The following is a 25,770-nucleotide window of genomic DNA, read 5'->3' on the forward strand; positions in this document are numbered from 1 at the left end:
GGCTCAGACGGGCGGATACGCCGGCGGCGGGTATCCGTCGCCGGTTTCGACCCCGCGTAGACCCCAGGTGAGGTACCGGAAGAAGAACTCGATTTCGTCGCTCACGTCGTAGTCAGGACTCGGATCCATCACTTCACCCTCTCGACTCGCGACTTGGTTCGCAACGGAGTTTAGTCACATCCGCGCCGGTGCGACAGGTTGTCGCCGCCTTGCCTAAACTGAACAACCAGTTGATTGATACAGCTTCGGCCGGGGCCCATGGGCTCCACCGGCAGCGACGATAGCGAGTAGCGATGCCATCCGACACCAGCCCCAACGGGCTAAGCCGCCGTGAGGAGTTGCTGGCTGTTGCCACCAAACTATTCGCGGCGCGCGGTTATCACGGCACCCGGATGGACGACGTCGCCGATGTGATCGGGCTCAACAAAGCAACGGTCTATCACTACTACGCCAGCAAGTCGCTGATCCTGTTCGACATTTACCGTCAGGCGGCCGAGGGCACCCTGGCCGCCGTGCACGACGATCCGTCCTGGACGGCCCGTGAAGCGCTGTACCAGTACACGGTCCGGCTGCTCACTGCGATCGCGAGCAACCCCGAGCGGGCCGCCGTGTACTTCCAGGAGCAGCCCTACATCACCGAGTGGTTCACCAGCGAGCAGGTCGCCGAGGTCCGCGAGAAGGAGCAGCAAGTCTACGAGCACGTACACGGCCTGATCGACCGCGGGATTGCCAGCGGCGAGTTCTATGAGTGCGACTCGCATGTGGTGGCGCTGGGGTACATCGGGATGACGCTGGGCAGCTACCGCTGGCTGCGGCCGAGCGGGCGCCGAACGGCCAAGGAGATCGCGGCGGAGTTCAGCACGGCACTGCTGCGCGGGCTGATCCGCGACGAATCGATCCGCAACCAGTCTCCGCTTGGAACTCGGAAGGAAACGTGAACCTCACGCGATCGGTGGAATCAATCTCGCTACGGACCCGAGGGCGCCACTGAGCACCGACAACTCCGTCACACTGGATTGACCGAAGTTGAACATCAGGCCCGGATTCGCCGACGGAAGATACGGATACGTATTGGGTAGCGCGGACTGCGGTAACAATCCGATGCTTACTAGGGCGGCTTGGGGGCCTTGCACGGTCCCGGTCGCCAGGGCCGAGGCCACGGCGATCGGGTTGATTGGCGCGAACAGGCTGGCCGGGGTGGGTACGTCGGCGTAGCCGTAGCCATAGCCCAAGTCGACTAGCACCCGTAGGTCGGGCTGAATCAGCTCGGCTATTGGGGTCCCTACGAAGGGGATGGCGCGAATCGGCTGCAACAGCGGCAGGTCCTGGGTCAGAAACATGTAGTAATGGGTGTTGCCGGTGTAGCCCGGAGACGTGGGCAACGGCACGGCATTGGCAACCTCGGCCGCGGTGAAGGGGTACGCGTTGTGCACCCATCTGATGCCCATGAAGGCGTTGAGGTCCGACAAGATATTGAGCGGGTACTGCGGGTTGTGGGCGTAGCCGTCGTATTGGCCGGTGTACATGTAGGTCTGGTAGGGGGAATCCGGTGGAGTCGCACCGTTGAACGACATATCCAAGAACGGGAGGTAAAGGCCCACGTAACGCTCGAGGACGCCGCCGTTGGGGTTATTGATATTACCGATCAACGTGAAAGCCAGCCGGCTTGGATCTGGGGCTTGGCCCGGTGGTAACGCCATAAGAGCGCGTATTTCATTGGTCGCTACCGCGGCGCTTTGCGAGTAGCCGAAAACGACGACGTCATGCCCATTTTGTAGTTCCGCGTTGATGCCGTTGTTCAGCAGCGTGACACCCTGGGCGATGGATTGGTCCAGTGACAGGTTCCCGATAAACGGCCACCACTGCTCGGGCGTGTACTGGGCGACCGGGTTGTTGGGCCCGAAAATGGGCCGAATGTATGCGCTGTCAATGATCGCCAAGACGCGGTCACTAAGGATCGGTTCCCCGGTGCCGCCCATCATCAACGCGGTTAGCGGGTTGCCTGACAGCATCCCGACAGAACCGAGGGCGCCGCTGGACCCGGCGGTGCCCGACATAGCAGCGGTGTTGCTGGCTTCAGCCTGGGCATAGGCGGCCCCGGCGGCAGCCAGCGCCCGGGTGAACTCGCCATGGAACGCCGCAGCCTGCTTTAGGACCTCTTGACATTCGCGCGCGTATTCGCTGAACAGCGCTGCAGCGGCCGACGACACCTCATCGGCGGCCGCGGCCAGCAGTCCGGTCGTTGGACCCGCAGCGGACGCGCTGGCCGCTCGTATCGCCGAACCGATCCCGTCCACGTCCGCGGCCGTCGTTGCCAACATCTCCGGGGCCGCGATGACGTAGGACATCTGGTCTCCTGTTCGACGCTGGGGCCCTTAGAGCCTAGAGCGCGCCCGCCGGGAAGCCCGGCGTTTTCGGCCAATCGTTATCGCGGCCGCGTCAGGTGAAGACCGGTGGCGGGATCAGGTGCAGGATGTTGCCGAGACCGCCACTCATCAGGGATAGCAGTGTCACCTGTGGCTGGCCGAAGTAGAAATTCAGGCCCGGGTTTATCGACGGGACCCACGGATAGCTGTCCGGGAACCACTCCGGCCCAATCAATCCGGCTTCCACCCCAATCTCCACGATGGCGCCATAGGGCGCCTGCAGGCTCCCTTTGATCAGGTAATACGTGACAGCGAACGGGTTGGGGATCGAGAACAGCCCGGCCGGAGTGGGGATATCCGCGTAATTGCCGCCCGGCCCGTAGTCGGCGTAGCCCAAGTCGACGAGCACCCGCAGCTGCGGCTGGAACAGGTCGGCGATCGGGGGACCGGCGTAGGGGATGTCACGGATCGGCTGGAGCAGTGGCAGATCCTGAGTCAGGAACATGTAGTACTGGGTGTTGCCGGTATAGCCCGGGGAGGTCGGCAACGGCACCGCGTTATCCACCTGGGTGGCCATGAGTTCCGGGTACGTGTTGTGCACGTAGAAGTAGCCCATGAAGGCGTTGATGTCCGACAGGATGCGCAGCGGGAATTGCGGCGCGTGGGCGATGCCGTCGTACTGGGCCGTGTAAATGTGTGTCGGGTAGGGACTATTCGCCGGGGTTGCGCCATTGAACGGCACGTCCAGGAACGGGATGTAGAAGCCGGGGAAGCGCGCCAGCAGCCCGCCGACGGGATTGTTGCCACTACCAATCATGACGAAGGAGATATCGTCCGGATTCGGCGAACCCATCGCCATCAGCGAATTGATGTAGTTGTTGATGATCGTGGCGCTCTGCGAGTAGCCGAACGCAACGACCTTGTTGTCGAGGGCCAGTTGGTTGTTGACGGCGGTATTCAGCAGCGCCACGCCTTCGGTGACGGACTGGTTGAACGTCAGATTGCCGAGGTCGGGGGTAACCGGCCAGAACTGCTCGGGCGTGAACAGGCCTTGCGAGACAGCACCCGGGAAGAGGGTCTGGATGAAAGCCTTGTTGATGTCTGTCACGTACTCGGGGTCGGGTAGCGGGTTATTGGTGCCGCCCATAATCAACGCCGTTATCGGACTCTCCGCAGCCAGCTGCGCGATCGCCGGCAGCCCGCCGGCCCCGCTGGATCCGTTGGGGCTCAACGGCGCACGGCCCAACAGCGTCCGGATCGGTGCGTTGATAGTGTCCAGCGCGTGCGATACCCGGGCCGCATTGGCCGCTTCGGCGTGTGCGTAGGCGTTGCCGGCGGCCTCCAACGTCCGGGTGAACTCGCTGTGGAACGCCGCGGCCTGCTTGACGACCGCCTGATACTCCCGCCCGTATGCGCTGAACAGGGCCGCCGTTGCCGCCGAAACCTCATCGCCGGCCGCGGCCAGCAGGTTACATGTCGGGCCTGCCGCAGCCGCGTTGGCGGCCCGCAGCGTGGAAGCGATCTCATCCACATGGGCAGCTGCCGTCGCCAGCATGTCAGGGGCTGTGACCAGGTGCGACATCTCCCCGTCCTTCCCAACGGACCGGCGCCCGCACCGGTCACTTGGGACTGACCCGCTACCGCGGGTATTAGGTACTTAACGAGAGTAAGGCGGTCCTGCCGCTACGTCCGGCGTTTGGACAAACCTCGATGACTGCCTGACCTATGGCGGCTGCTATAACCGCGAGCATGCTAACCAGCTTGGTGAGTGCGGTCGGATCGCATCACGTCACCACCGACCCTGACGTGCTGGCCGGCCGCAGCGTCGACCACACCGGCCGCTATCGGGGCCGGGCCAGCGCGCTGGTGCGGCCCGGCTCGGCTGAAGAGGTCGCCGAAGTGCTGCGGGTGTGCCGGGACGCTGGAGCCTATGTCACCGTTCAAGGCGGCCGCACCTCACTGGTGGCGGGCACCGTTCCCGAACACGACGACGTGCTGCTGTCTACCGAACGGCTTTGCGTCGTCAGCGATGTCGATACCGTTGAGCGCCGAATCGAGATCGGTGCCGGGGTCACACTGGCCGCGGTGCAGCACGCCGCGTCAACGGCTGGGCTGGTGTTCGGCGTGGATTTGTCGGCCCGGGATACCGCGACCGTCGGTGGCATGGCCTCGACGAACGCCGGCGGATTGCGCACGGTCCGTTACGGCAACATGGGCGAGCAGGTTGTCGGGCTAGACGTCGCGCTGCCCGACGGTACGGTGCTGCGCCGGCACAGCCGGGTGCGTCGCGACAACACCGGCTACGACCTGCCCGCGCTGTTCGTCGGGGCCGAAGGCACCCTGGGGGTTATCACCGCGCTGGATCTGCGGCTGCACCCCACCCCGTCGCATCGGGTGACAGCCGTGTGCGGGTTCGCCGAGCTGGCAGCGCTGGTCGATGCCGGCCGAATGTTCCGCGACGTGGAGGGCATCGCGGCGTTGGAATTGATTGACGGTCGGGCCGCCGCGCTAACCCGTGAACATCTTGGCGTTCGCCCCCCCGTCGAGGCTGACTGGTTGCTATTGGTGGAACTGGCCGCCGACCACGATCAGACCGACCGGCTCGCCGACCTGCTCGGCGGTGCACGGATGTGCGGGGAGCCCGCGGTCGGTGTGGATGCCGCTGCGCAGCAACGGTTGTGGCGCACCCGTGAATCGCTGGCCGAGGTGCTCGGTGTGTACGGCCCGCCGCTGAAGTTCGACGTCTCGCTGCCATTGTCGGCGATCAGCGGCTTCGCCCGAGATGCGGTCGCGTTGGTTCACCGACACGTCCCGGATTCTCCGGAGGCGTTGCCGCTGTTGTTCGGTCACATCGGTGAGGGCAACCTGCACCTGAACGTGCTGCGTTGCCCGCCTGATCGGGAACCGGCGTTGTACGCAAAGATGATGGGCCTCATCGCCGAATGCGGCGGTAACGTCAGTTCAGAACATGGGGTGGGCAGCCGCAAGCGTGCCTACCTGGGAATGTCCCGGCAGGCCAACGACGTCGCCGCGATGCGGAGGGTCAAGGCGGCGTTGGACCCGACCGGGTACCTTAACGCCGCGGTCTTGTTCGACTGACCGGTGCTGCGCAAGCATTCAGCGCCTTTAGAGATCACCGGTGAAACTGATGAGCTGACGCACCGCGATGCCATCGGCGAGGTGGTCCATCGCCTCGTTGATATCGTCCAACCGAATCGTTGACGTCACCAGCGACTCCACCGGCAGACGGCCCGATTGCCACAACGACACGAAGCGGGGAATGTCGTGGCTGGGCACCGCCGAACCCAGATAGCTGCCGATCAGTGACCGGCCTTCGGTGACAAAATCCAACGGCGACAAGCTGATCCGGACATCCGGTGGCGGCAACCCGACGGTGATGGTGCGCCCTCCGGGCGCGGTAAGCCCGATCGCGGTGTGCAGCGCGGCAGGATGACCGACGGCTTCGACAACCACGGCGGCTTTGACCCCGCCGGCCGTGGCCTGCTGCGGTGTGTAGATCTCATGGGCGCCCAAGGCCTTTGCGGCCGACAGCTTTTCGGGTAGCTGATCGACGGCGACCACACGAACGTCTGTATACGTCAAAGCGGTGAGCACCGCTGCCATACCGACGCCCCCGAGGCCGACGACGGCGACCGACTGGCCGGGCTGCGGATCACCGACGTTGAGTACCGCACCCCCACCGGTGAGCACCGCGCACCCGAGTAGGGCAGCGACGGTGGGCGGCACCTCGTGCGGCACCGGAACCACGCTGGCCCGGTTGACGACGACATGGGTCGCGAAACCCGAGACGCCGAGGTGGTGGTACACCGGGCGGCCGCCCCGGCTGAGCCGGATACCGCCACCGAGCAGTGTGCCGGCCTTGTTGGCCGCGCTGCCCGGTTCGCACGGCGTCCGACCGTCGGTCGCGCACGCCGCGCACTGGCCGCAACGCGGAAGGAACACCAGCACGACTCGCTGACCGACCGCGACCCCGTCGACGCCGTCGCCGACCTGCTCGACGATTCCAGCGGCTTCATGACCGAGCAAGATCGGCACCGGCCGTACCCGGGTGCCGTCGACCACCGACAGGTCGGAGTGGCACACGCCCGCAGCCTCGATTCGGACAAGGACCTCACCGCGGTCGGGCGGGTCCAGGTGCAGCTCGACGACGCTGATTGGTTTCGACCGCCAATAGGGCCGCGGCACACCGATCTGGTCTAGCACCGCGCCCCGGATGGCAGGCATGTTGGAATACAACCATGGCTGCACTGCCGGCACCGGAGAAGCTCCTGCGCAGCGACTTTCCGGTGCTGTGGCCGGTGGGAACTCGATGGGCCGACAACGACATGTTCGGCCACCTCAACAACGCCGTCTACTACCAGCTGTTTGACACCGCGATAAACGCCTGGATCAACACGAGCACCGGGGTTGACCCGCTCGCGATGCCTGTGCTGGGCATTGTCGCGGAGTCGGGCTGCCGTTATTTCTCGGAACTGCGTTTCCCGGAGAGCCTAATGGTGGGCCTGGCTGTGACGCGGTTGGGGCGCAGCAGCGTCACCTACCGGCTGGGTGTGTTTAAGGAGCCTGACGATGCGGGGGTGATCACCGCACTCGGGCACTGGGTGCACGTCTATGTCGATCGGACTAGCCGCAGGCCGGTTCCGATTCCCGAGGCCATTCGGTCGCTGTTGTCGACGGCTTGCGTAAGCGGATAAGCCGCGCCCAGATTGCGTTCAGGGCTGTGATTTTCGCCGCTCCAACCACAGCCATGACGGCAATCTCGTGCTCACCGCGACCCAGGTATGCTTCCCGAATGCCAGTTTTGAGCAAGACCGTCGAGGTCACCGCCGACGCCGCATCGATCATGGCCATCGTTGCCGATATCGAGCGCTACCCAGAGTGGAATGAAGGGGTCAAGGGCGCATGGGTGCTCGCTCGCTACGATGACGGGCGTCCCAGCCAGGTGCGGCTCGACACCGCTGTTCAAGGCATCGAGGGCACCTATATCCACGCCGTGTACTACCCAGGCGAAAACCAGATTCAAACCGTCATGCAGCAGGGTGAACTGTTTGCCAAGCAGGAGCAGCTGTTCAGTGTGGTGGCAACCGGCGCCGCGAGCTTGCTCACGGTGGACATGGACGTCCAGGTCACCATGCCGGTGCCCGAGCCGATGGTGAAGATGCTGCTCAACAACGTCCTGGAGCATCTCGCCGAAAATCTCAAGCAGCGCGCCGAGCAGCTGGCGGCCAGCTAAGGCATGTGCGGGCTCAGCCGAAGACTTCGGTCTCAGCCAGGGCCTCCGTCAGCCTGCGTGCCCCATCGGTGAACTGCCAGACGGTGTGCTCGATTACGGCGGCTGTGTCGCGGCGGCGCAGCGCGGCGATCAGCTGCCGATGACTGTTCACCGCGTCCGCGCCCCATCGCGGGTCGGCCGCGAACACCTGCGCCCATATAGCGCGCGGCATTAAGCAGGAACCAGGCCAACTTGATCCGGCGGCTCGCTTTGTTGAAGACGCGGTGGAACGCGAACTCGATCGACGCGATGGTTTTGGCATCACCGGACCCGATAGCACCGGCCAGCGCATTGTTGATGCGGTCCAGCTCGTCGATCTCAACGTCGGTGATGTGAGCGGTGGCCGATGTGGCAAGTTCTTGGGCAATGGTGGCCTGCAGCCAGAAAATGTCGTCGATGTCTTGGCGGGTCAACGGCAGCACCACGTGGCCGCGATGTGGCTCCAGCCCGACCATCCCCTCACCGCGCAGTTTCAGCAGCGCCTCCCGCACCGGCGTGACGCTGACTCCGAGCTCGGCTGCCGTCTCGTCGAGACGGATGAACGTTCCAGAGCGCAGGGCGCCCGACATGATGGCGGCCCGCAGGTGGCCCGCGACCTCGTCGGACAACTGTGCCCGGCGCAGGGGAAGCTGGCTCCGCGGCTTCGCCGATAGAGGTGCGTTCACGTGGCTTGCCAGGACTTTCAGGGTCGGGCCGGGATTGCCGGGGACTTGCCGGGGGCTTGGCGGGGGCTTGTTGTTGGGCCGCTCAGGCCATAGTGTGACCCAGACAACATCATGCTTTATCAAATATCAACCTGGCGCAAGGGATGCGCAAGTGAAAGGAAGGGAAGGAAGGGATAGTTGACCGCGCAACTGGCCAGTCACCTGACGCGGGCGCTAACACTAGCCCAACAGCAGCCCTACCTTGCTCGCCGGCAGAACTGGGTCAACCAGCTCGAACGGCACGCGATGATGCAGCCAGACGCGCCGGCGCTGAGGTTTGTGGGCAACACCATGACGTGGGCTGACCTAAGGCGCCGGGTTGCGGCGCTGGCGGGCGCATTGAGCGGTCGCGGGGTCGGTTTCGGCGATCGGGTCATGATCCTGATGCTTAACCGCACCGAGTTCGTCGAGTCGGTGCTGGCCGCCAACATGATCGGGGCCATCGCCGTACCACTGAATTTCCGGCTCACCCCAACCGAAATCGCCGTCCTGGTCGAAGACTGTGTCGCACACGTGATGCTGACCGAAGCTGCGCTGGCTCCGGTGGCCATCGGTGTCCGCAACATCCAGCCCTTGCTGAGCGTGATCGTGGTCGCCGGCGGATCCAGCCAGGACAGCGTGTTCGGCTATGAGGACCTACTCAACGAGGCCGGGGATGTCCACGAACCGGTGGACATCCCGAACGACTCGCCGGCCTTGATCATGTACACCTCGGGCACCACCGGCCGCCCGAAGGGCGCCGTGCTGACTCACGCGAACCTCACCGGTCAGGCGATGACCGCGCTCTACACCAGTGGCGCCAATATCAACAGCGACGTCGGTTTCGTCGGCGTCCCGCTGTTCCATATCGCCGGAATCGGCAACATGCTGACCGGGCTGCTGCTCGGCTTGCCCACGGTGATCTATCCGCTGGGCGCGTTCGACCCGGGACAGCTGCTCGACGTGCTGGAGGCAGAGAAGGTCACCGGCATCTTTCTGGTTCCCGCGCAGTGGCAGGCGGTCTGTACCGAACAGCAAGCACGACCACGTGACTTGAGGTTACGGGTGTTGTCGTGGGGAGCTGCGCCGGCGCCGGATGCGTTGCTGCGGCAGATGTCGGCAACCTTTCCCGAAACCCAGATACTGGCCGCATTCGGCCAGACCGAGATGTCACCGGTCACCTGCATGCTGCTCGGCGAAGATGCGATCGCTAAGCGCGGATCGGTCGGCAGGGTGATCCCGACCGTCGCCGCAAGGGTGGTCGATCAGAACATGAACGATGTCCCCGTCGGCGAAGTGGGCGAAATTGTCTACCGGGCACCAACATTGATGAGCTGCTACTGGAACAACCCGGAGGCCACCGCGGAGGCGTTCGCAGGCGGCTGGTTCCATTCTGGGGATCTGGTTCGTATGGACTCCGACGGTTACGTCTGGGTGGTGGACCGCAAGAAGGACATGATTATCTCCGGCGGTGAAAACATTTACTGCGCCGAGCTGGAAAACGTTCTGGCCAGCCATCCCGACATCGCCGAAGTCGCGGTCATCGGCCGGGCCGACGAGAAGTGGGGAGAGGTGCCGATCGCGGTCGCGGCCGTAACGAACGACGACCTTCGGATCGAAGACCTAGGTGAGTTCCTGACCGACCGGCTTGCGCGCTACAAGCACCCCAAGGCGCTCGAGATCGTGGACGCTCTGCCCCGCAACCCCGCGGGGAAGGTGCTCAAGACTGAACTGCGATTGCGCTACGGCGCCTGTGTGAATGTTGAAAGACGTTCTGCATCAGCTGGTTTCACGGAGAGAAGGGAAAACCGACAGAAATTGTAACGTTTGCCCGCTATTGACGAAGGGTTAAATGTGCGGATGCCTTACACTCCTGGCTGGCCATCGGGTAGATTCCTGTGGTCTCCGTTACTCCCTGTGAGTAACGAGGTGGCGGTCACACACCAAGGGTCGGGGCAAGGAGGAGGCGTGCGACATGATGCGCCGCGGCGCCGCGATACCCAGGTCGGCGGCTTGAGGGAGCCGCGGTGACGACGTCGACAACGCTTGGCGGTTACGTCCGCGACCAACTGCAAACCCCGCTGACCCTCGTCGGTGGATTCTTTCGCATGTGTGTGCTGACTGGAAAGGCGCTGTTTCGCTGGCCGTTCCAGTGGCGCGAGTTCATTCTGCAGTGCTGGTTCATCATGCGGGTCGGATTTTTACCGACGATCATGGTCTCGATACCGCTGACGGTGCTGTTGATCTTCACGCTCAATATTCTGCTGGCCCAGTTCGGCGCGGCAGACATCTCCGGTTCCGGCGCGGCGATCGGCGCGGTCACCCAGCTTGGCCCGCTGACAACGGTGCTGGTGGTCGCCGGCGCCGGATCCACGGCCATCTGCGCCGACCTGGGTGCCCGCACCATCCGCGAGGAAATCGACGCGATGGAGGTGCTGGGCATCGATCCCATCCACCGTCTGGTGGTGCCGCGGGTGCTCGCCTCGATGCTGGTCGCCACGCTGCTCAACGGCTTGGTGATCACCGTCGGCCTGGTCGGTGGCTTTCTCTTCGGTGTCTATCTGCAGAACGTTTCGGGCGGCGCCTACCTTGCCACGCTGACCTTGATCACCGGCCTGCCCGAGGTGGTCATCGCAACCATCAAAGCCGCAACGTTCGGCCTGATCGCGGGCCTTGTCGGCTGCTATCGGGGGCTGACCGTCCGTGGCGGTTCCAAGGGTCTTGGCACCGCCGTCAACGAGACCGTGGTGCTGTGTGTGATTGCCCTGTTCGCCGTCAACGTGATCTTGACGACCATCGGTGTGCGATTCGGGACGGGGCGCTGACATGTCGACCGCTGCTGTGCTGCGCGCCCGCTTCCCGCGGGCGGTCGCCAACCTTCGTCAATATGGAGGTGCGGCGGCCCGTGGATTGGACGAGGCCGGCCAGCTCACCTGGTTCGCTTTGACCAGCATCGGGCAGATCGCGCACGCGCTGCGCTACTACCGCAAGGAGACGCTGCGGCTGATCGCCCAGATCGGCATGGGTACCGGCGCGATGGCCGTCGTCGGCGGCACGGTCGCCATCGTTGGCTTTGTCACGCTGTCCGGCAGCTCGCTGGTCGCAATCCAGGGCTTCGCGTCGCTGGGCAACATCGGTGTCGAGGCGTTCACCGGGTTCTTCGCCGCACTGATCAACGTGCGCATCGCCGGCCCAGTTGTCACGGGTGTCGCCCTGGCGGCCACGGTCGGTGCGGGTGCTACGGCCGAGCTGGGCGCGATGCGGATCAGCGAGGAGATCGATGCCCTGGAAGTGATGGGCATCAAGTCGATCTCGTTTCTGGCCTCCACCCGGATCATGGCCGGGCTGGTGGTGATCATCCCGCTGTACGCGTTGGCGATGATTATGTCGTTCCTGTCCCCGCAGATCACCACCACGGTGCTCTACGGGCAGTCGAACGGCACCTACGAGCATTACTTTCAAACGTTCCTGCGTCCCGACGATGTCTTTTGGTCCTTCTTGGAGGCCCTCATCATCACTGCGATCGTCATGGTCAGCCACTGCTACTACGGGTACGCCGCCGGTGGAGGCCCCGTCGGTGTCGGCGAGGCCGTCGGCCGATCGATGCGTTTCTCGTTGGTCTCGGTGCAGGTCGTTGTCCTGTTTGCAGCGTTGGCGCTCTACGGTGTCGACCCGAACTTCAATCTCACGGTGTAGCCGCATGACGACGCCGGGGAAGCTGAACAAGGCGCGAGTGCCGCCCTACAAGACGGCGGGTTTGGGTCTAGTGCTGGTCTTCGCGCTCGTAGTTGCCTTGGTATACCTGCAGTTTCGCGGGGAGTTCACGCCCAAGACGCAGTTGACGATGCTGTCCGCTCGTGCGGGTTTGGTGATGGATCCCGGGTCGAAGGTCACCTATAACGGGGTGGAGATCGGGCGGGTAGACACCATCTCGGAGGTCACACGTGACGGCGAGTCGGCGGCCAAGTTCATCTTGGATGTGGATCCGCGTTACATCCACCTGATTCCGGCAAATGTGAACGCCGACATCAAGGCGACCACGGTGTTCGGCGGTAAGTATGTGTCGTTGACCACGCCGAAAAACCCGACAAAGAGGCGGATAACGCCAAAAGACGTCATCGACGTACGGTCGGTGACCACCGAGATCAACACGTTGTTCCAGACGCTCACCTCGATCGCCGAGAAGGTGGATCCGGTCAAGCTGAACCTGACCCTGAGCGCGGCCGCGGAGGCGTTGACCGGGCTGGGCGATAAGTTCGGCGAGTCGATCGTCAACGCCAACACCGTTCTGGATGACCTCAATTCGCGGATGCCGCAGTCGCGCCACGACATTCAGCAATTGGCGGCTCTGGGCGACGTCTACGCCGACGCGGCGCCGGACCTGTTCGACTTTCTCGACAGTTCGGTGACCACCGCCCGCACCATCAATGCCCAGCAAGCGGAACTGGATTCGGCGCTGTTGGCGGCGGCCGGGTTCGGCAACACCACAGCCGATGTCTTCGACCGCGGCGGGCCGTATCTGCAGCGGGGGGTCGCCGACCTGGTCCCCACCGCCACCCTGCTCGACACTTATAGCCCGGAACTGTTCTGCACGATCCGCAACTTCTACGATGCCGATCCGCTCGCTAAAGCGGCGTCCGGTGGCGGTAACGGCTACTCGCTGAGGACGAACTCAGAGATCCTATCCGGGATAGGTATCTCCTTGTTGTCTCCCCTGGCGTTAGCCACCAATGGGGCGGCAATCGGAATCGGACTGGTAGCCGGATTGATAGCGCCGCCCCTCGCGGTGGCCGCAAATCTAGCGGGAGCCCTACCCGGAATCGTTGGCGGCGCGCCCAATCCCTATACCTATCCGGAGAATCTGCCGCGGGTGAACGCTCGCGGTGGCCCGGGGGGCGCCCCCGGTTGCTGGCAGCCGATCACCCGGGATCTGTGGCCAGCGCCGTATCTGGTGATGGACACCGGTGCCAGCCTCGCCCCGTACAACCACATGGAGGTTGGCTCGCCTTATGCAGTCGAGTACGTCTGGGGCCGTCAGGTAGGGGATAACACGATCAACCCATGAAAATCACTGGAACCGTCGTCAAACTCGGCATCGTCTCGGTGGTGCTGCTGTTCTTCACGGTGATGATCATCGTGATTTTCGGTCAGATGCGCTTCGACCGGACTAATGGCTATACCGCGGAGTTCAGCAATGTCAGCGGGCTGCGCCAAGGCCAGTTTGTCCGTGCTTCGGGGGTAGAGATCGGCAAGGTCAAAGCACTACACCTGGTCGACGGTGGCCGTCGGGTTCGGGTGGAGTTCAATATCGATCGTTCGGTGCCGTTGTATCAGTCCACGACCGCCCAGATCCGCTATTCCGACCTGATCGGTAACCGGTACGTGGAGCTCAAACGGGGTGAGGGCAAGGGGGCCAACGATCTGCTGCCGCCAGGTGGACTCATCCCATTGTCCCGCACGTCACCGGCCTTGGATCTGGACGCGTTGATCGGTGGTTTCAAGCCGGTGTTTCGGGCGTTGGATCCCGCGAAGGTGAACAACATCGCCAACGCGCTCATCACCGTCTTCCAGGGGCAAGGTGGCACCATAAACGACATCCTCGACCAGACCGCGCAACTGACCAGCCAGATCGCGGAGCGCGATCAGGCGATCGGTGAGGTTGTCAAGAACCTGAACATCGTGCTGGACACCACGGTCAAGCATCGAAAAGAGTTCGACGAGACGGTCAATAACTTGGAGAATCTGATCACTGGGCTGAGGAACCACTCCGACCAGTTGGCCGGCGGCCTCGCGCACATCAGCAACGGCGCCGGCACGGTGGCCGACCTGCTTGCCGAGAATCGCACGTTGGTGCGCAAGGCCGTCAGCTACCTGGACGCTATTCAGCAACCGGTCATCGACCAGCGCGTCGAGTTGGACGACCTGCTCCACAAGACGCCGACCGCGTTGACGGCGCTCGGACGCGCCAACGGAACCTACGGCGATTTCCAGAACTTCTACCTCTGCGACCTCCAGATCAAGTGGAACGGATTCCAAGCCGGAGGGCCGGTCCGCACGGTGAAGCTCTTTAGCCAGCCGACGGGTAGGTGCACGCCGCAATGAGAACGCTGGAACCACCCAACCGAATGCGAATTGGGCTCATGGGCATCGTCGTTGCGCTGCTCGTTGTCGCTGTGGGCCAAAGCTTTACCAGTGTTCCCATGCTATTCGCAAAGCCGAGCTACTACGGCCAGTTCACCGACTCCGGCGGACTGCACAAGGGCGACAGGGTACGCATCGCCGGCTTGGGAGTGGGCACCGTGGAGGGGCTCAAGATCGACGGCGACCACATCGTGGTCAAGTTCTCCATCGGCACCAACACCATCGGCACCGAGAGCCGCCTAGCCATCCGCACCGACACCATCCTGGGTAGGAAAGTGCTCGAGATCGAGCCGCGCGGCGCCCAAGCGTTGCCGCCCGGGGGCGTTTTGCCGGTTGGGCAAAGCACCACCCCGTACCAGATTTACGACGCGTTCTTCGACGTCACCAAGGCCGCATCCGGCTGGGACATCGAGACGGTCAAGCGGTCGCTGAATGTGTTGTCGGAGACCGTTGATCAGACCTATCCGCACCTGAGCGCCGCCCTCGACGGGGTGGCTAAGTTCTCCGACACCATCGGCAAGCGCGACGAGCAGATCACGCACCTACTAGCCCAGGCCAACCAGGTGGCCAGCATCCTGGGTGATCGCAGTGAGCAGGTCGACCGCCTATTGGTCAACGCTAAGACCCTGATCGCCGCGTTCAACGAGCGCGGCCGCGCGGTCGACGCCCTGCTGGGGAACATCTCCGCTTTCTCGGCCCAGGTGCAAAACCTTATCAACGACAACCCGAACCTGAACCATGTGCTCGAGCAGCTGCGCATCCTCACCGACCTGTTGGTCGACCGCAAGGAGGATTTGGCTGAAACCCTGACGATCTTGGGCAGATTCAGCGCGTCGTTCGGTGAGACGTTTGCCTCTGGGCCCTACTTCAAAGTGCTGCTGGCCAACCTGGTGCCGGGTCAGATCTTGCAGCCGTTTGTCGATGCGGCATTCAAGAAGCGTGGTATTAGCCCGGAGGACTTCTGGCGCAGCGCCGGGCTGCCGGCATACCGGTGGCCCGACCCCAATGGCACCCGGTTCCCCAACGGTGCGCCGCCGCCACCACCGCCGGTGTTGGAGGGCACGCCCGAGCATCCCGGGCCGGCGGTGCCGCCGGGATCGCCGTGCTCCTACACCCCGCCGGCGGACGGTCTGCCGCGGCCGTGGGATCCGCTGCCCTGCGCTAACCTCACTCAAGGTCCATTCGGTGGCCCCGATTTCCCGGCGCCGCTGGATGTCGCGACGTCGCCGCCGAACCCAGACGGTCCACCGCCCGCCCCGGGCCTACCAATCGCGGGACGTCCGGGTGAGGTGCCGCCGAACGTTCCCGGCACGCCGGTGCCGATTCCACAGGAGGCTCCCCCCGGGGCACGCACGCTGCCCCTCGGGCCGGCGCCTGGTCCGGCTCCGCCCCCGGCGGCGCCAGGCCCGCCGGCACCACCGGGCCCCGGGCCGCAGTTGCCGGCCCCGTTCATCAACCCCGGCGGCACCGGCGGTAGTGGCGTGACGGGAGGTAGCGAGAATTGAGCACCATCTTTGATATCCGCAACCTGCGGTTGCCGCAGCTGTCGCGGGCCTCGGTTGTCATCGGATCGTTGGTGGTGGTGCTGGCGCTGGCCGCCGGAATTGTTGGTGTGCGGCTCTATCAAAAACTGACGAACAACACGGTGGTCGCCTACTTCACCCAAGCCAATGCGCTGTATGTCGGAGACAAGGTCCAGATTATGGGCCTCCCGGTCGGTTCGATCGACAAGATCGAACCAGCCGGCGACAAAATGAAGGTGACTTTCCACTACCAGAACAAGTACAAGGTGCCTGCCAATGCCTCCGCGGTGATCCTCAACCCCACCTTGGTGGCGTCGCGGAACATTCAGTTGGAGCCACCCTACAGAGGTGGTCCAGTGCTGGCCGATAATGCGGTGATCCCGGTCGAGCGCACCCAGGTACCGACGGAGTGGGACGAGCTGCGGGACAGCGTTTCGCATATTATCGACGAGCTCGGCCCGACACCTGAGCAGCCCAAGGGGCCGTTCGGCGAAGTCATCGAGGCATTCGCCGACGGGCTGGCCGGCAAGGGTAAGCAAATCAACACCACGCTGAACAGCCTGTCGCAGGCGTTGAACGCCTTGAATGAGGGCCGCGGCGACTTCTTCGCGGTGGTACGCAGCCTGGCGCTATTCGTCAACGCGCTACATCAGGACGACCAACAGTTCGTCGCGTTGAACAAGAACCTTGCGGAGTTCACCGACAGGTTGACCCACTCCGATGCGGACCTGTCGAACGCCATCCAGCAATTCGACAGCTTGCTCGCCGTCGCGCGCCCGTTCTTCGCCAAGAACCGCGAGGTGCTGACGCATGACGTCAATAATCTCGCGACCGTGACCACCACGTTGCTGCAGCCCGATCCGTTGGATGGGTTGGAGACCGTCCTGCACATCTTCCCGACGCTGGCGGCGAACATTAACCAGCTTTACCATCCGACACACGGTGGCGTGGTGTCGCTTTCCGCGTTCACGAATTTCGCCAACCCGATGGAGTTCATCTGCAGCTCGATTCAGGCGGGTAGCCGGCTCGGTTATCAAGAGTCGGCCGAACTCTGTGCGCAGTATCTGGCGCCAGTCCTCGATGCGATCAAGTTCAACTACTTTCCGTTCGGCCTGAACGTGGCCAGCACCGCCTCGACACTGCCTAAAGAGATCGCGTACTCCGAGCCCCGCTTGCAGCCGCCCAACGGGTACAAGGACACCACGGTGCCCGGCATCTGGGTGCCGGATACGCCGTTGTCACACCGCAACACGCAGCCCGGTTGGGTGGTGGCACCCGGGATGCAAGGGGTTCAGGTGGGACCGATCACGCAGGGTTTGCTGACGCCGGAGTCCCTGGCCGAACTCATGGGTGGTCCCGATATCGCCCCTCCGTCGTCAGGGCTGCAAACCCCGCCCGGACCCCCGAATGCGTACGACGAGTACCCCGTGCTGCCGCCGATCGGTTTACAGGCCCCACAGGTGCCGATACCACCGCCGCCTCCTGGGCCCGACGTAATCCCGGGTCCGGTGCCACCGACGCCGGCACCGGTGGGGGCGCCGTTGCCCGCTGAGGCAGGAGGGGGTCAATGATGAGCGTGCTGGCGCGGATGCGGGTGATGCGCCACCGAGCCTGGCAGGGGCTGGTGTTGCTGGTGCTCGCACTCTTGCTGAGTTCGTGCGGCTGGCGCGGCATCTCCAATGTGGCGATCCCCGGCGGCCCGGGCACCGGCCCGGGCTCCTACACCATCTACGTGCAGATGCCGGACACGTTGGCGATCAACGGCAACAGTCGGGTCATGGTGGCCGACGTCTGGGTCGGATCGATCCGCGCGATCAAGTTGAAGAACTGGGTGGCCACGCTGACGCTGAGCCTGAAGAAGGACGTCACGCTACCGAAAAATGCCACCGCCAAGATCGGGCAGACCAGCCTGCTGGGTTCGCAGCACGTCGAGCTGGCCGCGCCGCCAGATCCGTCGCCGGTGCCGCTGAAGGATGGTGACACCATCCCGTTGAAGCGCTCCTCGGCCTATCCCACCACCGAGCAGACGCTGGCCAGCATCGCCACCTTGTTGCGCGGCGGCGGCCTGGTGAACCTCGAAGGGATTCAGCAAGAGATCAACGCCATCGTGACGGGGCGGGCGGACCAGATCCGGGCCTTTCTTGGCAAGCTCGACACCTTCACCGACGAGCTCAACCAGCAACGCGATGACATTACCCGCGCCATTGATTCCACCAATCGGTTGTTGGCTTATGTGGGCGGTCGTTCGGAAGTCCTCAATCGGGTGCTCACCGACCTACCGCCATTGATCAAGCACTTTGCGGATAAGCAGGAACTGTTGATCAACGCTTCCGATGCGGTAGGCCGGCTCAGCCAGTCCGCCGACCAGTATCTTTCGGCTGCCCGGGGCGATCTGCACCAGGACCTGCAGGCGCTGCAATGCCCGCTCAAGGAACTGCGTCGAGCCGCTCCGTATCTGGTGGGTGCGCTCAAATTGATCCTCACCCAGCCCTTTGACGTCGACACCGTGCCGCAGCTGGTGCGGGGCGACTACATGAACTTGTCGCTGACGCTGGACCTGACCTACAGCGCCATCGACAATGCGTTCCTTACCGGGACCGGATTCTCCGGTGCGTTGCGCGCCCTCGAGCAGTCTTTTGGCCGCGATCCCGAGACAATGATTCCCGACATCCGGTACACACCGAACCCCAACGATGCGCCGGGCGGCCCGCTGGTAGAAAGGGGAAATCGCCAGTGCTGACTCGCTTCATCCGACGCCAGTTGATCCTTTTTGCGATCGTCTCCGTAGTCGCAATCGTCGTATTGGGCTGGTACTACCTGCGAATTCCGAGTCTGGTGGGTATCGGGCAGTACACCTTGAAGGCCGACTTGCCCGCATCGGGTGGCCTGTATCCGACGGCCAATGTGACCTACCGCGGTATCACCATTGGCAAGGTTACTGCCGTCGAGCCCACCGACCAGGGCGCACGAGTGACGATGAGCATCGCCAGCAACTACAAAATCCCCGTCGATGCCTCGGCGAACGTGCATTCGGTGTCAGCGGTGGGCGAGCAGTACATCGACCTGGTGTCCACCGGTGCTCCGGGTAAATACTTCTCCTCCGGACAGACCATCACCAAGGGCACCGTTCCCAGTGAGATCGGGCCGGCGCTGGACAATTCCAATCGCGGGTTGGCCGCATTGCCCACGGAGAAGATCGGCTTGCTGCTCGACGAGACCGCGCAAGCGGTGGGTGGGCTGGGACCCGCGTTGCAACGGTTGGTCGATTCCACTCAAGCGATCGTCGGTGACTTCAAAACCAACATTGGCGACGTCAACGACATCATCGAGAACTCCGGGCCGATTTTGGACAGCCAGGTCAACACGGGTGATCAGATCGAGCGCTGGGCGCGCAAATTGAACAATCTGGCCGCACAGACCGCGACCAGGGATCAGAACGTGCGAAGCATCCTGTCCCAGGCGGCCCCCACCGCCGATGAGGTTAACGCGGTATTCAGCGGTGTTCGCGATTCGCTGCCACAGACCCTGGCCAATCTTGAGGTTGTGTTCGATATGCTCAAGCGCTACCACGCCGGCGTGGAGCAATTGTTGGTGTTCCTCCCACAGGGTGCCGCGATCGCACAGACCGTACTCACGCCAACTCCGGGTGCTGCCCAGCTGCCGCTCGCGCCGGCGATCAACTATCCGCCGCCGTGCTTGACGGGTTTTCTTCCTGCATCGGAGTGGCGGTCTCCGGCCGATACCAGTCCCAGGCCGTTGCCGTCGGGAACCTATTGCAAGATTCCCCAGGATGCCCAGCTGCAAGTCCGGGGGGCGCGCAACATTCCCTGTGTCGATGTCCTGGGCAAACGAGCGGCGACGCCGAAGGAGTGCCGCAGTAAGGACCCGTACGTTCCGCTGGGTACCAACCCGTGGTTTGGTGATCCGAACCAGATTCTCACCTGCCCGGCACCTGGAGCGCGCTGCGATCAGCCGGTGAAGCCCGGGTTGGTGATTCCGGCGCCCTCGATCAACACCGGTTTGAATCCGGCGCCCGCCGATCAGGTGCAAGGAACGCCCCCGCCGGTCAGTGACCCGTTGCAAAGACCGGGTTCGGGTACTGTGCAGTGCAACGGGCAGCAGCCTAACCCGTGCGTCTACACTCCAACATCGGGCCCGTCGGCGGTCTATAGCCCGGCCAGCGGTGAACTGGTGGGGCCGGATGGTGTCAAGTACGCCGTCGCAAACTCGAGCACAACAGGAGACGACGGATGGAAGGAGATGCTGGCGCCGGCCAGCTGAACCCTGCCGATGCGAATAAGTCGTCGTCTACGGAGGTGAAGGCGGCGGATTCGGCGGAATCTGACGCCGGAGCCGACCAGACTGGCCCGCAGGTGAAGGCGGCGGATTCGGCGGAATCTGACGCCGGAGAGCTCGGCGAGGACGCGTGCCCAGAACAGGCCCTCGTCGAGCGGCGCCCGTCGCGGTTGCGGCGAGGCTGGCTTGTTGGCATTGCGGCGACGCTGCTCGCGTTGGCCGGTGGCCTTGGCGCAGCGGGTTATTTTGCGTTGCGCTCACACCAGGAAAGCCAATCAATCGCGCGCGAGGACCTTGCGGCCATTGAGGCCGCTAAGGATTGCGTTGCGGCCACGCAGGCACCCGATGCTGGGGCGATGTCGGCTAGCATGCAGAAGATCATCGAGTGTGGCACCGGTGATTTCGGTGCCCAGGCGTCGTTGTACACCAGCATGCTCGTCGAGGCGTATCAAGCGGCCAGCGTCCACGTGCAAGTGACCGATATGCGCGCGGCGGTCGAGCGCAACAACAATGACGGGTCGGTCGATGTTCTGGTGGCGCTCCGGGTCAAGGTGTCCAACACCGACTCGGATGCCCATGAAGTCGGCTACCGTCTTCGGGTCCGGATGGCACTGGATGAGGGCCGCTATAAGATCGCCAAACTCGACCAGGTGACGAAGTGACGGTGGTGGTCGAGAAGACGCCGACCACCCTGCCCCAGGCGACACCGAACGGTGCAGCGCCCTGGCATGTTCGGGCGGGCGCCTTCGCCATCGACGTGCTGCCCGGGCTCGCCGTGGCGGCGACCATGGCGTTGACGGCTTTAACGGTGCCGCCGGGCAGCGCGTGGCGGTGGTTATGCGCTTGTCTGCTCGGATTGACCATTCTCCTTCTGGCCGTTAACCGGTTGTTGTTGCCGACGATTACCGGATGGAGTCTTGGCCGCGCTCTTACCGGCATCCGGGTGGTTCGGCGTGACGGCTCCGCCATCGGTCCGTGGCGGTTGCTGGTCCGGGATTTGGCGCACTTGGTGGACACCCTCTCGCTGTTTGTGGGTTGGCTGTGGCCGCTGTGGGATTCGCGGCGACGCACCTTCGCCGACCTGTTGTTGCGCACTGAGGTGCGACGTGTCGAACCGGTGCAGCGGCCCGCGGTGATACGGCGACTGACGGCGGCGGTGGCATTGGCGGCGGCGGGCGCGTGCGCGAGCGCAACCGCGGTGGGCGCTGCGGTGGTGTACGTCAATGAATGGCAAACCGATCACACTCGCGCGCAGCTCGCAACGCGGGGCCCGAAGCTCGTGGTCGACGTCCTGAGCTACGACCCCGAAACGGTGCAGCGTGATTTCGAACGGGCGCGATCGCTGGCCACCGACAGGTACCGCCCGCAGCTGAGCATCCAACAGGATTCGGTGCGCGAGTCGGGACCTGTTCGTAACCAGTACTGGGTTACCGACAGCGCGGTGCTGTCGGCGACACCAGCTCAGGCGACCATGCTGTTGTTCATGCAGGGTGAACGCGGTACACCACCCAATCAGCGGTATATTCAGTCAACTGTGCGGGCGATCTTCCAAAAATCGCGCGGGCAATGGCGCCTCGACGATCTGGCAGTCGTGATGAAACCCCGACAACCCACCGGCGAAAAATGAGCCCCCGTCGTAAGTTTGAACCCGGCGAGGGGGCGCTGCTGGCCCCGCAGTCAATCGAACCGTCGCGGCGATGGGGTTTGCCGCTGGCTCTGACCGCATCCGCTGTGGTTATGGCCGCGGCGATCTCAGCCTGTGCGCTCATGCGGATCTCCCATGAATCGCACCAGCGAGCAGCGCACAAGGATATCGTGATGCTCAGTGATGTCCGATCTTTCATGACCATGTTCACGTCACCGGATCCGTTTCACGCCAACGAATATGCGGAGCGGGTGCTGTCCCACGCCACGGGCGACTTCGCCAAGCAGTACCACGAAAGAGCAAACGATATCCTGATTCGCATCTCCGGGGTGGAACCGACCACAGGAACGGTTCTAGACGCGGGCGTACAGAGGTGGAACGAGGATGGTAGTGCCAACGTGCTGGTGGTCACCCAGATCACCTCGAAATCCGCGGACGGCAAGCGGGTGGTCTCGAACGCCAATCGTTGGCTGGTAACGGCTAAGCAGGAAGGTAACGAGTGGAAGATCAGCAGTCTGCTTCCGGTGATCTGACCCAAAAGTCCGTTGCCAACGGAGAGTCCACCGACACGGCATCCGCAGCCACCGAGGGCCACCGGGGCGAGATCGACGCCGCGGGAGAGCCGGACGAACGCGGTGCCGCCGTGGCTGACAGCCAAGCTGACGAGGATGATTCGGCCGCGACGGCTGCCAGGGGCGGCAAGACACGGGCAAGACGATCGCGTGGCAGGCGGTTAGCGATCACGGTCGGCGTGGCCGCTGCGTTGTTCGTGGGCTCGGCAGCGTTCGCTGGTGCGACGGTGGAGCCCTACCTCTCCGAGCGCGCCGTGGTGGCCACCAAGCTCATGGTCGCGCGGACCGCCGCCAATGCGATCACGACGTTGTGGACCTACACGCCGGAGAACATGGACACCCTGGCCGATCGGGCCGCGAATTACCTCAGCGGTGATTTCGCGGCTCAGTACCGCAGATTCGTCGACCAGATCGCCGCAGCAAACAAACAGGCCAAGATTACCAACGATACCGAGGTCACCGGTGCTGCCGTGGAATCGCTGAGCGGCCGGGATGCCGTTGCCATCGTCTACACCAACACCACGACCACCAGTCCGGTGACCAAGAACATCCCAGCATTGAAGTATCTGTCCTACCGGCTGTTCATGAAGCGTTATGACGCGCGGTGGCTGGTGACCAGGATGACGACCATCACCTCGCTGGATTTGACGCCGCAGGTGTAGCGGGACCGAGCCCGCCGGCGCTGCGAAGCCTTAGTTGAACGCCAGCCAGCTGGGCAGCGCCCGCTCATGGGAGTCACAGAGCACCTGACGGGTGTCGCACGATCCTTTCGGCGACCCAGCGCCGGCCCACATGCCCCCGGTATCACGGCGCAGAACGATCGCCGATGACCCCCCGCCGTCGAGCAGAATCGCGGTGTCACTACCCAGGCCGCGGAACAGGTCTTGGATGTTGTCCGGGGTGTAGTTGCCGCCCTGGAAGATGTACATCTCGTCCTTCTGCTTCGCATAGGCAAGCGCCGTTCGCGCGGCGCTGGGACCGCCGTCGTGGAGCTGGCCGGTATTGCCGGGGGATAACAGCCCGATTCCGGCCACGGCGACGAACCGTGCATTCTTGTTGAGCAAGTCCTCGATCACCGGAGTGGCAAGATCGTAGTCCTGTCTGCTTTTGGGCCGCAAAACATACGGTGCACCACCGACCGGAAGGATCATCGTCGTCAGCGAGCTCCACAACTCATTTCCTCCGGAAAGGCCCTGCTTTCCGGCGTAGGCGACGGTGCCGGTGACCGCTTGGTTGGCGCGTCCTTGTCCGCGGGTGTTGTCCACGTAGGCGCCCAGCGGTGAGCTGCAGCCGGTCGACCGCCAGCTGCCCCCCTTTTGTCCGCGAACGTCGAAGAAGTTGGCGTTGACCGCAATGGTGGGTCGCCCCATACGCTGCCACGCCTTAAGCGGCGGGTAGATCTCGGAGGCTTGCCACAAGCCTTCACCGGTGCGAGCACCTGGGTTGTGTTCGCAGCGCGCCTGGTCTCCAGTGTGGGTGTCTACCAGTAGATGTGGTGAAAGCCGTTGGGAGGCATTCTTGATGATCATCAGATGGCCGCCGTTGTTCATCTCGTACCAGTGACCACCTGCGTTGAGCAGCGGCATAGGATGACCGCCGCCGAAGTTGTACACCAGGTATGAGCCCCTGGTGGTGGCTATCGCTTGGGCGAGCATCTCGCGCCCGTCGGCGGCGCGGGCGGCCGGCTGCCCGGTGGTGCAGGCGAGGGCGGCGCACACCGCCAACGCGGCGTAGCAAGCCGTCAATCGGCGCAGGCTGGCAGTCGGTGTCAGCACAGCAACCCTCTCGGCCCGAATCCACATGCAACCATCCCAGCATTAGGCACACTGATCACACTGTCAACTTCAGTAACAGCTGCGTGACGGTTCGGCCGCGTTCGAATTACGGTTGTTCGCTTGAGCTTTCGCGTGCGCTTTGGCGAGCTTGGTATTGAGCTTGGTGTTCCACGGCGATCGCCATCTCGACCGCTCCCGGAATTCGGTGGAAGCTGCTGCGGTCGTACAGGTGTGTGATGAATCCACCCAGCAACAGCCCGATGATCAGCCCGATCGACGTCATGGTCAGGGCCTGGGACAGGCCGGCGTCGGCGTTTCCGTTCAGATACAGCAGTGACCGCACACCTAGGAACACCTGGTGCATCGGCTCGAATTGAGCCAACCAGCGGAAGAACGCTGGTACGGCTTCCAGCGGGACGGTCGCGCCCGCCGACGGCAATCCGAGGATGACGAAGATCAACATGCTGACCAACAGGCCCATCGAGCCCAGCACCGCGATCAGCGAGCTGGACGTGACGCCGACCGCTATGATCGCGAATACTCCGTAGAGCCATACTTGCCACCCGAGCGGAATCGGCATGCCCAGGCCGTGGGCGATCGCCAGGTAGACACCCGAGGTGAGCAACGCCAGCACCACCATCACCGCCCACTTGACCAACAGCGTACGGAAGCGAGAGATGTTGACCTGCTCGGCGAAGCGATAGACGGGGCCGAATTCGGCTGGTACATAGCCAAGCATCGAGTCCACCAGGGTGCTCACCACGATGCTGCCGGTAAAGCCCGCCAATAGCAGCAAGAGGGCGTAGTAAAACGCCGACAGCCCGTTGCCGGTGCCGTTGGGCAGTGGGTTATAGGCGGTGGATTTGACATCGATGGGACTGGCCAGCCCGGCCGCCGCCGCCCCGGCCAGTGCCACACCGCCGGTCTGGGCCGCTACCTCCGCGGTAAGTCGCTCGCCCACTTTGCCGTTGACCACCGTCAGTGCCCGGGTCAGCGTCTGGCCGGCGATGCTAGCTGCCAGCGTGCCCGCCCGCGGATTCGTTGAGATCGTGATCGCGGGCCGGTCTGTGCGGGTTGGCGTCACCGCACTCGCCCCGAAGTCCCGTAGCTGCGACGAGAAGGTCGGCGGTATCAGCGCCGAGCCGTACACCGCCGCGGTGTCGAGCAGCCGCCTGGCCTCGTCCGGCGAAACCACTCGGATGTCGAACTTGTTCTTGTCCAAGCCGGAAACCAGACCGTCGACAATCTGCTGGCCCGCGGGCCCGGCGTCCTCGTTCACCAACGCGATTGGGAAATGCCGCAAATTGGTCATGGGGTTTAGGATGCCGCCCAGATAGAGCGCGGCCAGCGCCGACATCAGGGCCAACGTGGTGGCGATCGGTGCCATCCAGAAACGCACCGTCCGAATCGCTTTGACGTTCCGCTTGGGGTTGGGTGCGGCGGGGCGCGGCTGCGCTTGAGACATGCGGGCTCCTG

24 protein-coding genes and 2 other annotated features are annotated in these 25,770 nt (G+C 63.8%); of the genes, 17 read left to right on the forward strand and 7 right to left on the reverse strand.

Annotated features, from left to right (window positions below; all coding sequences use genetic code 11):
* Nucleotides 1–3: 3 nt before the first annotated feature.
* Nucleotides 4–132, reverse strand: coding sequence for a hypothetical protein (locus tag Rv0157A; protein ID YP_007408797.1), 129 nt, complete (start codon nt 130–132; stop codon nt 4–6).
* Between the two features lie 161 nt (nt 133–293).
* On the opposite strand from Rv0157A, the gene Rv0158 reads away from it, so the two are divergent.
* Nucleotides 294–938: a transcriptional regulator gene (locus Rv0158; RefSeq protein ID NP_214672.1), complete on the forward strand. Its 645-nt coding sequence runs from the start codon at nt 294–296 to the stop codon at nt 936–938.
* 3 nt (nt 939–941) lie between these two features.
* Here Rv0158 and PE3 read toward each other — a convergent pair whose 3' ends face one another.
* Both PE3 and PE4 read right to left on the reverse strand, forming a co-directional pair.
* Nucleotides 942–2,348 carry a PE family protein PE3 gene (PE3, locus tag Rv0159c; RefSeq protein YP_177697.1) on the reverse strand — a complete coding sequence of 469 codons (1,407 nt, stop codon included), beginning with the start codon at nt 2,346–2,348 and terminating at the stop codon, nt 942–944.
* A gap of 91 nt (nt 2,349–2,439) precedes the next feature.
* A complete protein-coding gene (gene PE4, locus Rv0160c) occupies nt 2,440–3,948 on the reverse strand; it encodes a PE family protein PE4 (protein ID YP_177698.1) in 1,509 nt (502 codons plus the stop codon).
* 167 nt (nt 3,949–4,115) lie between these two features.
* Between PE4 and Rv0161 the strand changes: the two genes are divergently transcribed.
* Nucleotides 4,116–5,465 (forward strand): oxidoreductase, encoded by a 1,350-nt coding sequence (locus Rv0161; protein ID NP_214675.1) that lies wholly within the window; start codon nt 4,116–4,118, stop codon nt 5,463–5,465.
* A 27-nt stretch (nt 5,466–5,492) separates the two neighbouring features.
* Here Rv0161 and adhE1 read toward each other — a convergent pair whose 3' ends face one another.
* Complete coding sequence (gene adhE1, locus Rv0162c) at nt 5,493–6,644, reverse strand: zinc-type alcohol dehydrogenase subunit E (RefSeq protein ID YP_177699.1); 1,152 nt, start codon at nt 6,642–6,644, stop codon at nt 5,493–5,495.
* Here adhE1 and Rv0163 point away from each other — a divergent pair.
* Together Rv0163 and TB18.5 are read left to right on the forward strand one after the other, a co-directional pair.
* A complete protein-coding gene (locus tag Rv0163) occupies nt 6,626–7,081 on the forward strand; it encodes a hypothetical protein (RefSeq protein NP_214677.1) in 456 nt (151 codons plus the stop codon). The genes adhE1 and Rv0163 overlap by 19 nt on opposite strands.
* A 53-nt stretch (nt 7,082–7,134) precedes the next feature.
* Complete coding sequence (TB18.5, locus tag Rv0164) at nt 7,135–7,620, forward strand: hypothetical protein (protein YP_177617.1); 486 nt, start codon at nt 7,135–7,137, stop codon at nt 7,618–7,620.
* A gap of 32 nt (nt 7,621–7,652) precedes the next feature.
* Here the strand turns inward: TB18.5 and mce1R are convergent, their stop codons facing one another.
* Nucleotides 7,653–8,324: a transcriptional regulator Mce1R gene (gene mce1R, locus Rv0165c; protein YP_177700.2), complete on the reverse strand. Its 672-nt coding sequence runs from the start codon at nt 8,322–8,324 to the stop codon at nt 7,653–7,655.
* 177 nt (nt 8,325–8,501) lie between these two features.
* Between mce1R and fadD5 the strand changes: the two genes are divergently transcribed.
* From fadD5 to Rv0178, 13 genes are all read left to right on the forward strand, one after another.
* A complete protein-coding gene (gene fadD5 / locus Rv0166) occupies nt 8,502–10,166 on the forward strand; it encodes a fatty-acid--CoA ligase FadD5 (RefSeq protein ID NP_214680.1) in 1,665 nt (554 codons plus the stop codon).
* 203 nt (nt 10,167–10,369) lie between these two features.
* Nucleotides 10,370–11,167 (forward strand): membrane protein, encoded by a 798-nt coding sequence (gene yrbE1A / locus Rv0167; protein ID NP_214681.1) that lies wholly within the window; start codon nt 10,370–10,372, stop codon nt 11,165–11,167.
* A 1-nt stretch (nt 11,168) separates the two neighbouring features.
* Nucleotides 11,169–12,038 carry a membrane protein gene (gene yrbE1B / locus Rv0168; RefSeq protein ID NP_214682.1) on the forward strand — a complete coding sequence of 290 codons (870 nt, stop codon included), beginning with the start codon at nt 11,169–11,171 and terminating at the stop codon, nt 12,036–12,038.
* Nucleotides 12,039–12,042: 4 nt separating this feature from the next.
* Nucleotides 12,043–13,407, forward strand: coding sequence for an Mce family protein Mce1A (gene mce1A / locus Rv0169; RefSeq protein ID YP_177701.1), 1,365 nt, complete (start codon nt 12,043–12,045; stop codon nt 13,405–13,407).
* Entirely contained in the window at nt 13,404–14,444 is a 1,041-nt protein-coding gene (gene mce1B / locus Rv0170) for an Mce family protein Mce1B (protein ID NP_214684.1), read from the forward strand. Before mce1A ends, mce1B begins: the two co-directional genes overlap by 4 nt.
* Nucleotides 14,441–15,988, forward strand: coding sequence for an Mce family protein Mce1C (mce1C, locus tag Rv0171; RefSeq protein ID NP_214685.1), 1,548 nt, complete (start codon nt 14,441–14,443; stop codon nt 15,986–15,988). Before mce1B ends, mce1C begins: the two co-directional genes overlap by 4 nt.
* Nucleotides 15,985–17,577 (forward strand): Mce family protein Mce1D, encoded by a 1,593-nt coding sequence (mce1D, locus tag Rv0172; RefSeq protein ID NP_214686.1) that lies wholly within the window; start codon nt 15,985–15,987, stop codon nt 17,575–17,577. Before mce1C ends, mce1D begins: the two co-directional genes overlap by 4 nt.
* The gene (lprK, locus tag Rv0173) at nt 17,574–18,746 is read left to right on the forward strand and encodes an Mce family lipoprotein LprK (RefSeq protein NP_214687.1); all 1,173 of its coding nucleotides are present in this window, start codon (nt 17,574–17,576) and stop codon (nt 18,744–18,746) included. The genes mce1D and lprK overlap by 4 nt, the downstream gene beginning before the upstream one ends.
* A complete protein-coding gene (mce1F, locus tag Rv0174) occupies nt 18,740–20,287 on the forward strand; it encodes an Mce family protein Mce1F (RefSeq protein NP_214688.1) in 1,548 nt (515 codons plus the stop codon). The genes lprK and mce1F overlap by 7 nt, the downstream gene beginning before the upstream one ends.
* A 33-nt stretch (nt 20,288–20,320) precedes the next feature.
* Nucleotides 20,321–20,359, forward strand: a repeat region (39 bp direct repeat 1,AGGTGAAGGCGGCGGATTCGGCGGAATCTGACGCCGGAG).
* Complete coding sequence (locus Rv0175) at nt 20,323–20,964, forward strand: Mce associated membrane protein (protein ID NP_214689.3); 642 nt, start codon at nt 20,323–20,325, stop codon at nt 20,962–20,964. (Overlaps the previous feature by 37 nt.)
* Nucleotides 20,378–20,416 (forward strand) — a repeat region (39 bp direct repeat 2,AGGTGAAGGCGGCGGATTCGGCGGAATCTGACGCCGGAG). Its footprint overlaps the gene before it by 39 nt.
* Nucleotides 20,961–21,929, forward strand: a complete 969-nt coding sequence (locus Rv0176) for an Mce associated transmembrane protein (protein NP_214690.1) — start codon at nt 20,961–20,963, stop codon at nt 21,927–21,929. Before Rv0175 ends, Rv0176 begins: the two co-directional genes overlap by 4 nt.
* Nucleotides 21,926–22,480, forward strand: a complete 555-nt coding sequence (locus Rv0177; protein ID NP_214691.1) for an Mce associated protein — start codon at nt 21,926–21,928, stop codon at nt 22,478–22,480. The genes Rv0176 and Rv0177 overlap by 4 nt, the downstream gene beginning before the upstream one ends.
* Nucleotides 22,447–23,181, forward strand: coding sequence for an Mce associated membrane protein (locus Rv0178; protein ID NP_214692.1), 735 nt, complete (start codon nt 22,447–22,449; stop codon nt 23,179–23,181). The genes Rv0177 and Rv0178 overlap by 34 nt, the downstream gene beginning before the upstream one ends.
* 30 nt (nt 23,182–23,211) lie before the next feature.
* Here the strand turns inward: Rv0178 and lprO are convergent, their stop codons facing one another.
* Together lprO and Rv0180c are read right to left on the reverse strand one after the other, a co-directional pair.
* Nucleotides 23,212–24,321: a lipoprotein LprO gene (lprO, locus tag Rv0179c; protein NP_214693.1), complete on the reverse strand. Its 1,110-nt coding sequence runs from the start codon at nt 24,319–24,321 to the stop codon at nt 23,212–23,214.
* 79 nt (nt 24,322–24,400) lie between these two features.
* Nucleotides 24,401–25,759 (reverse strand): transmembrane protein, encoded by a 1,359-nt coding sequence (locus tag Rv0180c; protein ID NP_214694.1) that lies wholly within the window; start codon nt 25,757–25,759, stop codon nt 24,401–24,403.
* Nucleotides 25,760–25,770 lie beyond the last annotated feature (11 nt).

This window comes from Mycobacterium tuberculosis H37Rv, from assembly GCF_000195955.2.
Lineage (GTDB): Bacteria > Actinomycetota > Actinomycetes > Mycobacteriales > Mycobacteriaceae > Mycobacterium > Mycobacterium tuberculosis.

What these genes read in the sequence shown, in the direction of transcription:
- Rv0158 (NP_214672.1), top strand. Translation starts at nt 294, where the DNA reads ATGCCATCCGACACCAGCCCCAACGGGCTAAGCCGCCGTGAGGAGTTG.
- PE3 (YP_177697.1), bottom strand. Translation starts at nt 2,348, where the DNA reads ATGTCCTACGTCATCGCGGCCCCGGAGATGTTGGCAACGACGGCCGCG.
- PE4 (YP_177698.1), bottom strand. Translation starts at nt 3,948, where the DNA reads ATGTCGCACCTGGTCACAGCCCCTGACATGCTGGCGACGGCAGCTGCC.
- Rv0161 (NP_214675.1), top strand. Translation starts at nt 4,116, where the DNA reads ATGCTAACCAGCTTGGTGAGTGCGGTCGGATCGCATCACGTCACCACC.
- Rv0163 (NP_214677.1), top strand. Translation starts at nt 6,626, where the DNA reads ATGGCTGCACTGCCGGCACCGGAGAAGCTCCTGCGCAGCGACTTTCCG.
- TB18.5 (YP_177617.1), top strand. Translation starts at nt 7,135, where the DNA reads ATGACGGCAATCTCGTGCTCACCGCGACCCAGGTATGCTTCCCGAATG.
- yrbE1B (NP_214682.1), top strand. Translation starts at nt 11,169, where the DNA reads ATGTCGACCGCTGCTGTGCTGCGCGCCCGCTTCCCGCGGGCGGTCGCC.
- mce1A (YP_177701.1), top strand. Translation starts at nt 12,043, where the DNA reads ATGACGACGCCGGGGAAGCTGAACAAGGCGCGAGTGCCGCCCTACAAG.
- mce1B (NP_214684.1), top strand. Translation starts at nt 13,404, where the DNA reads ATGAAAATCACTGGAACCGTCGTCAAACTCGGCATCGTCTCGGTGGTG.
- mce1C (NP_214685.1), top strand. Translation starts at nt 14,441, where the DNA reads ATGAGAACGCTGGAACCACCCAACCGAATGCGAATTGGGCTCATGGGC.
- lprK (NP_214687.1), top strand. Translation starts at nt 17,574, where the DNA reads ATGATGAGCGTGCTGGCGCGGATGCGGGTGATGCGCCACCGAGCCTGG.
- Rv0177 (NP_214691.1), top strand. Translation starts at nt 21,926, where the DNA reads ATGAGCCCCCGTCGTAAGTTTGAACCCGGCGAGGGGGCGCTGCTGGCC.
- lprO (NP_214693.1), bottom strand. Translation starts at nt 24,321, where the DNA reads ATGTGGATTCGGGCCGAGAGGGTTGCTGTGCTGACACCGACTGCCAGC.
- Rv0180c (NP_214694.1), bottom strand. Translation starts at nt 25,759, where the DNA reads ATGTCTCAAGCGCAGCCGCGCCCCGCCGCACCCAACCCCAAGCGGAAC.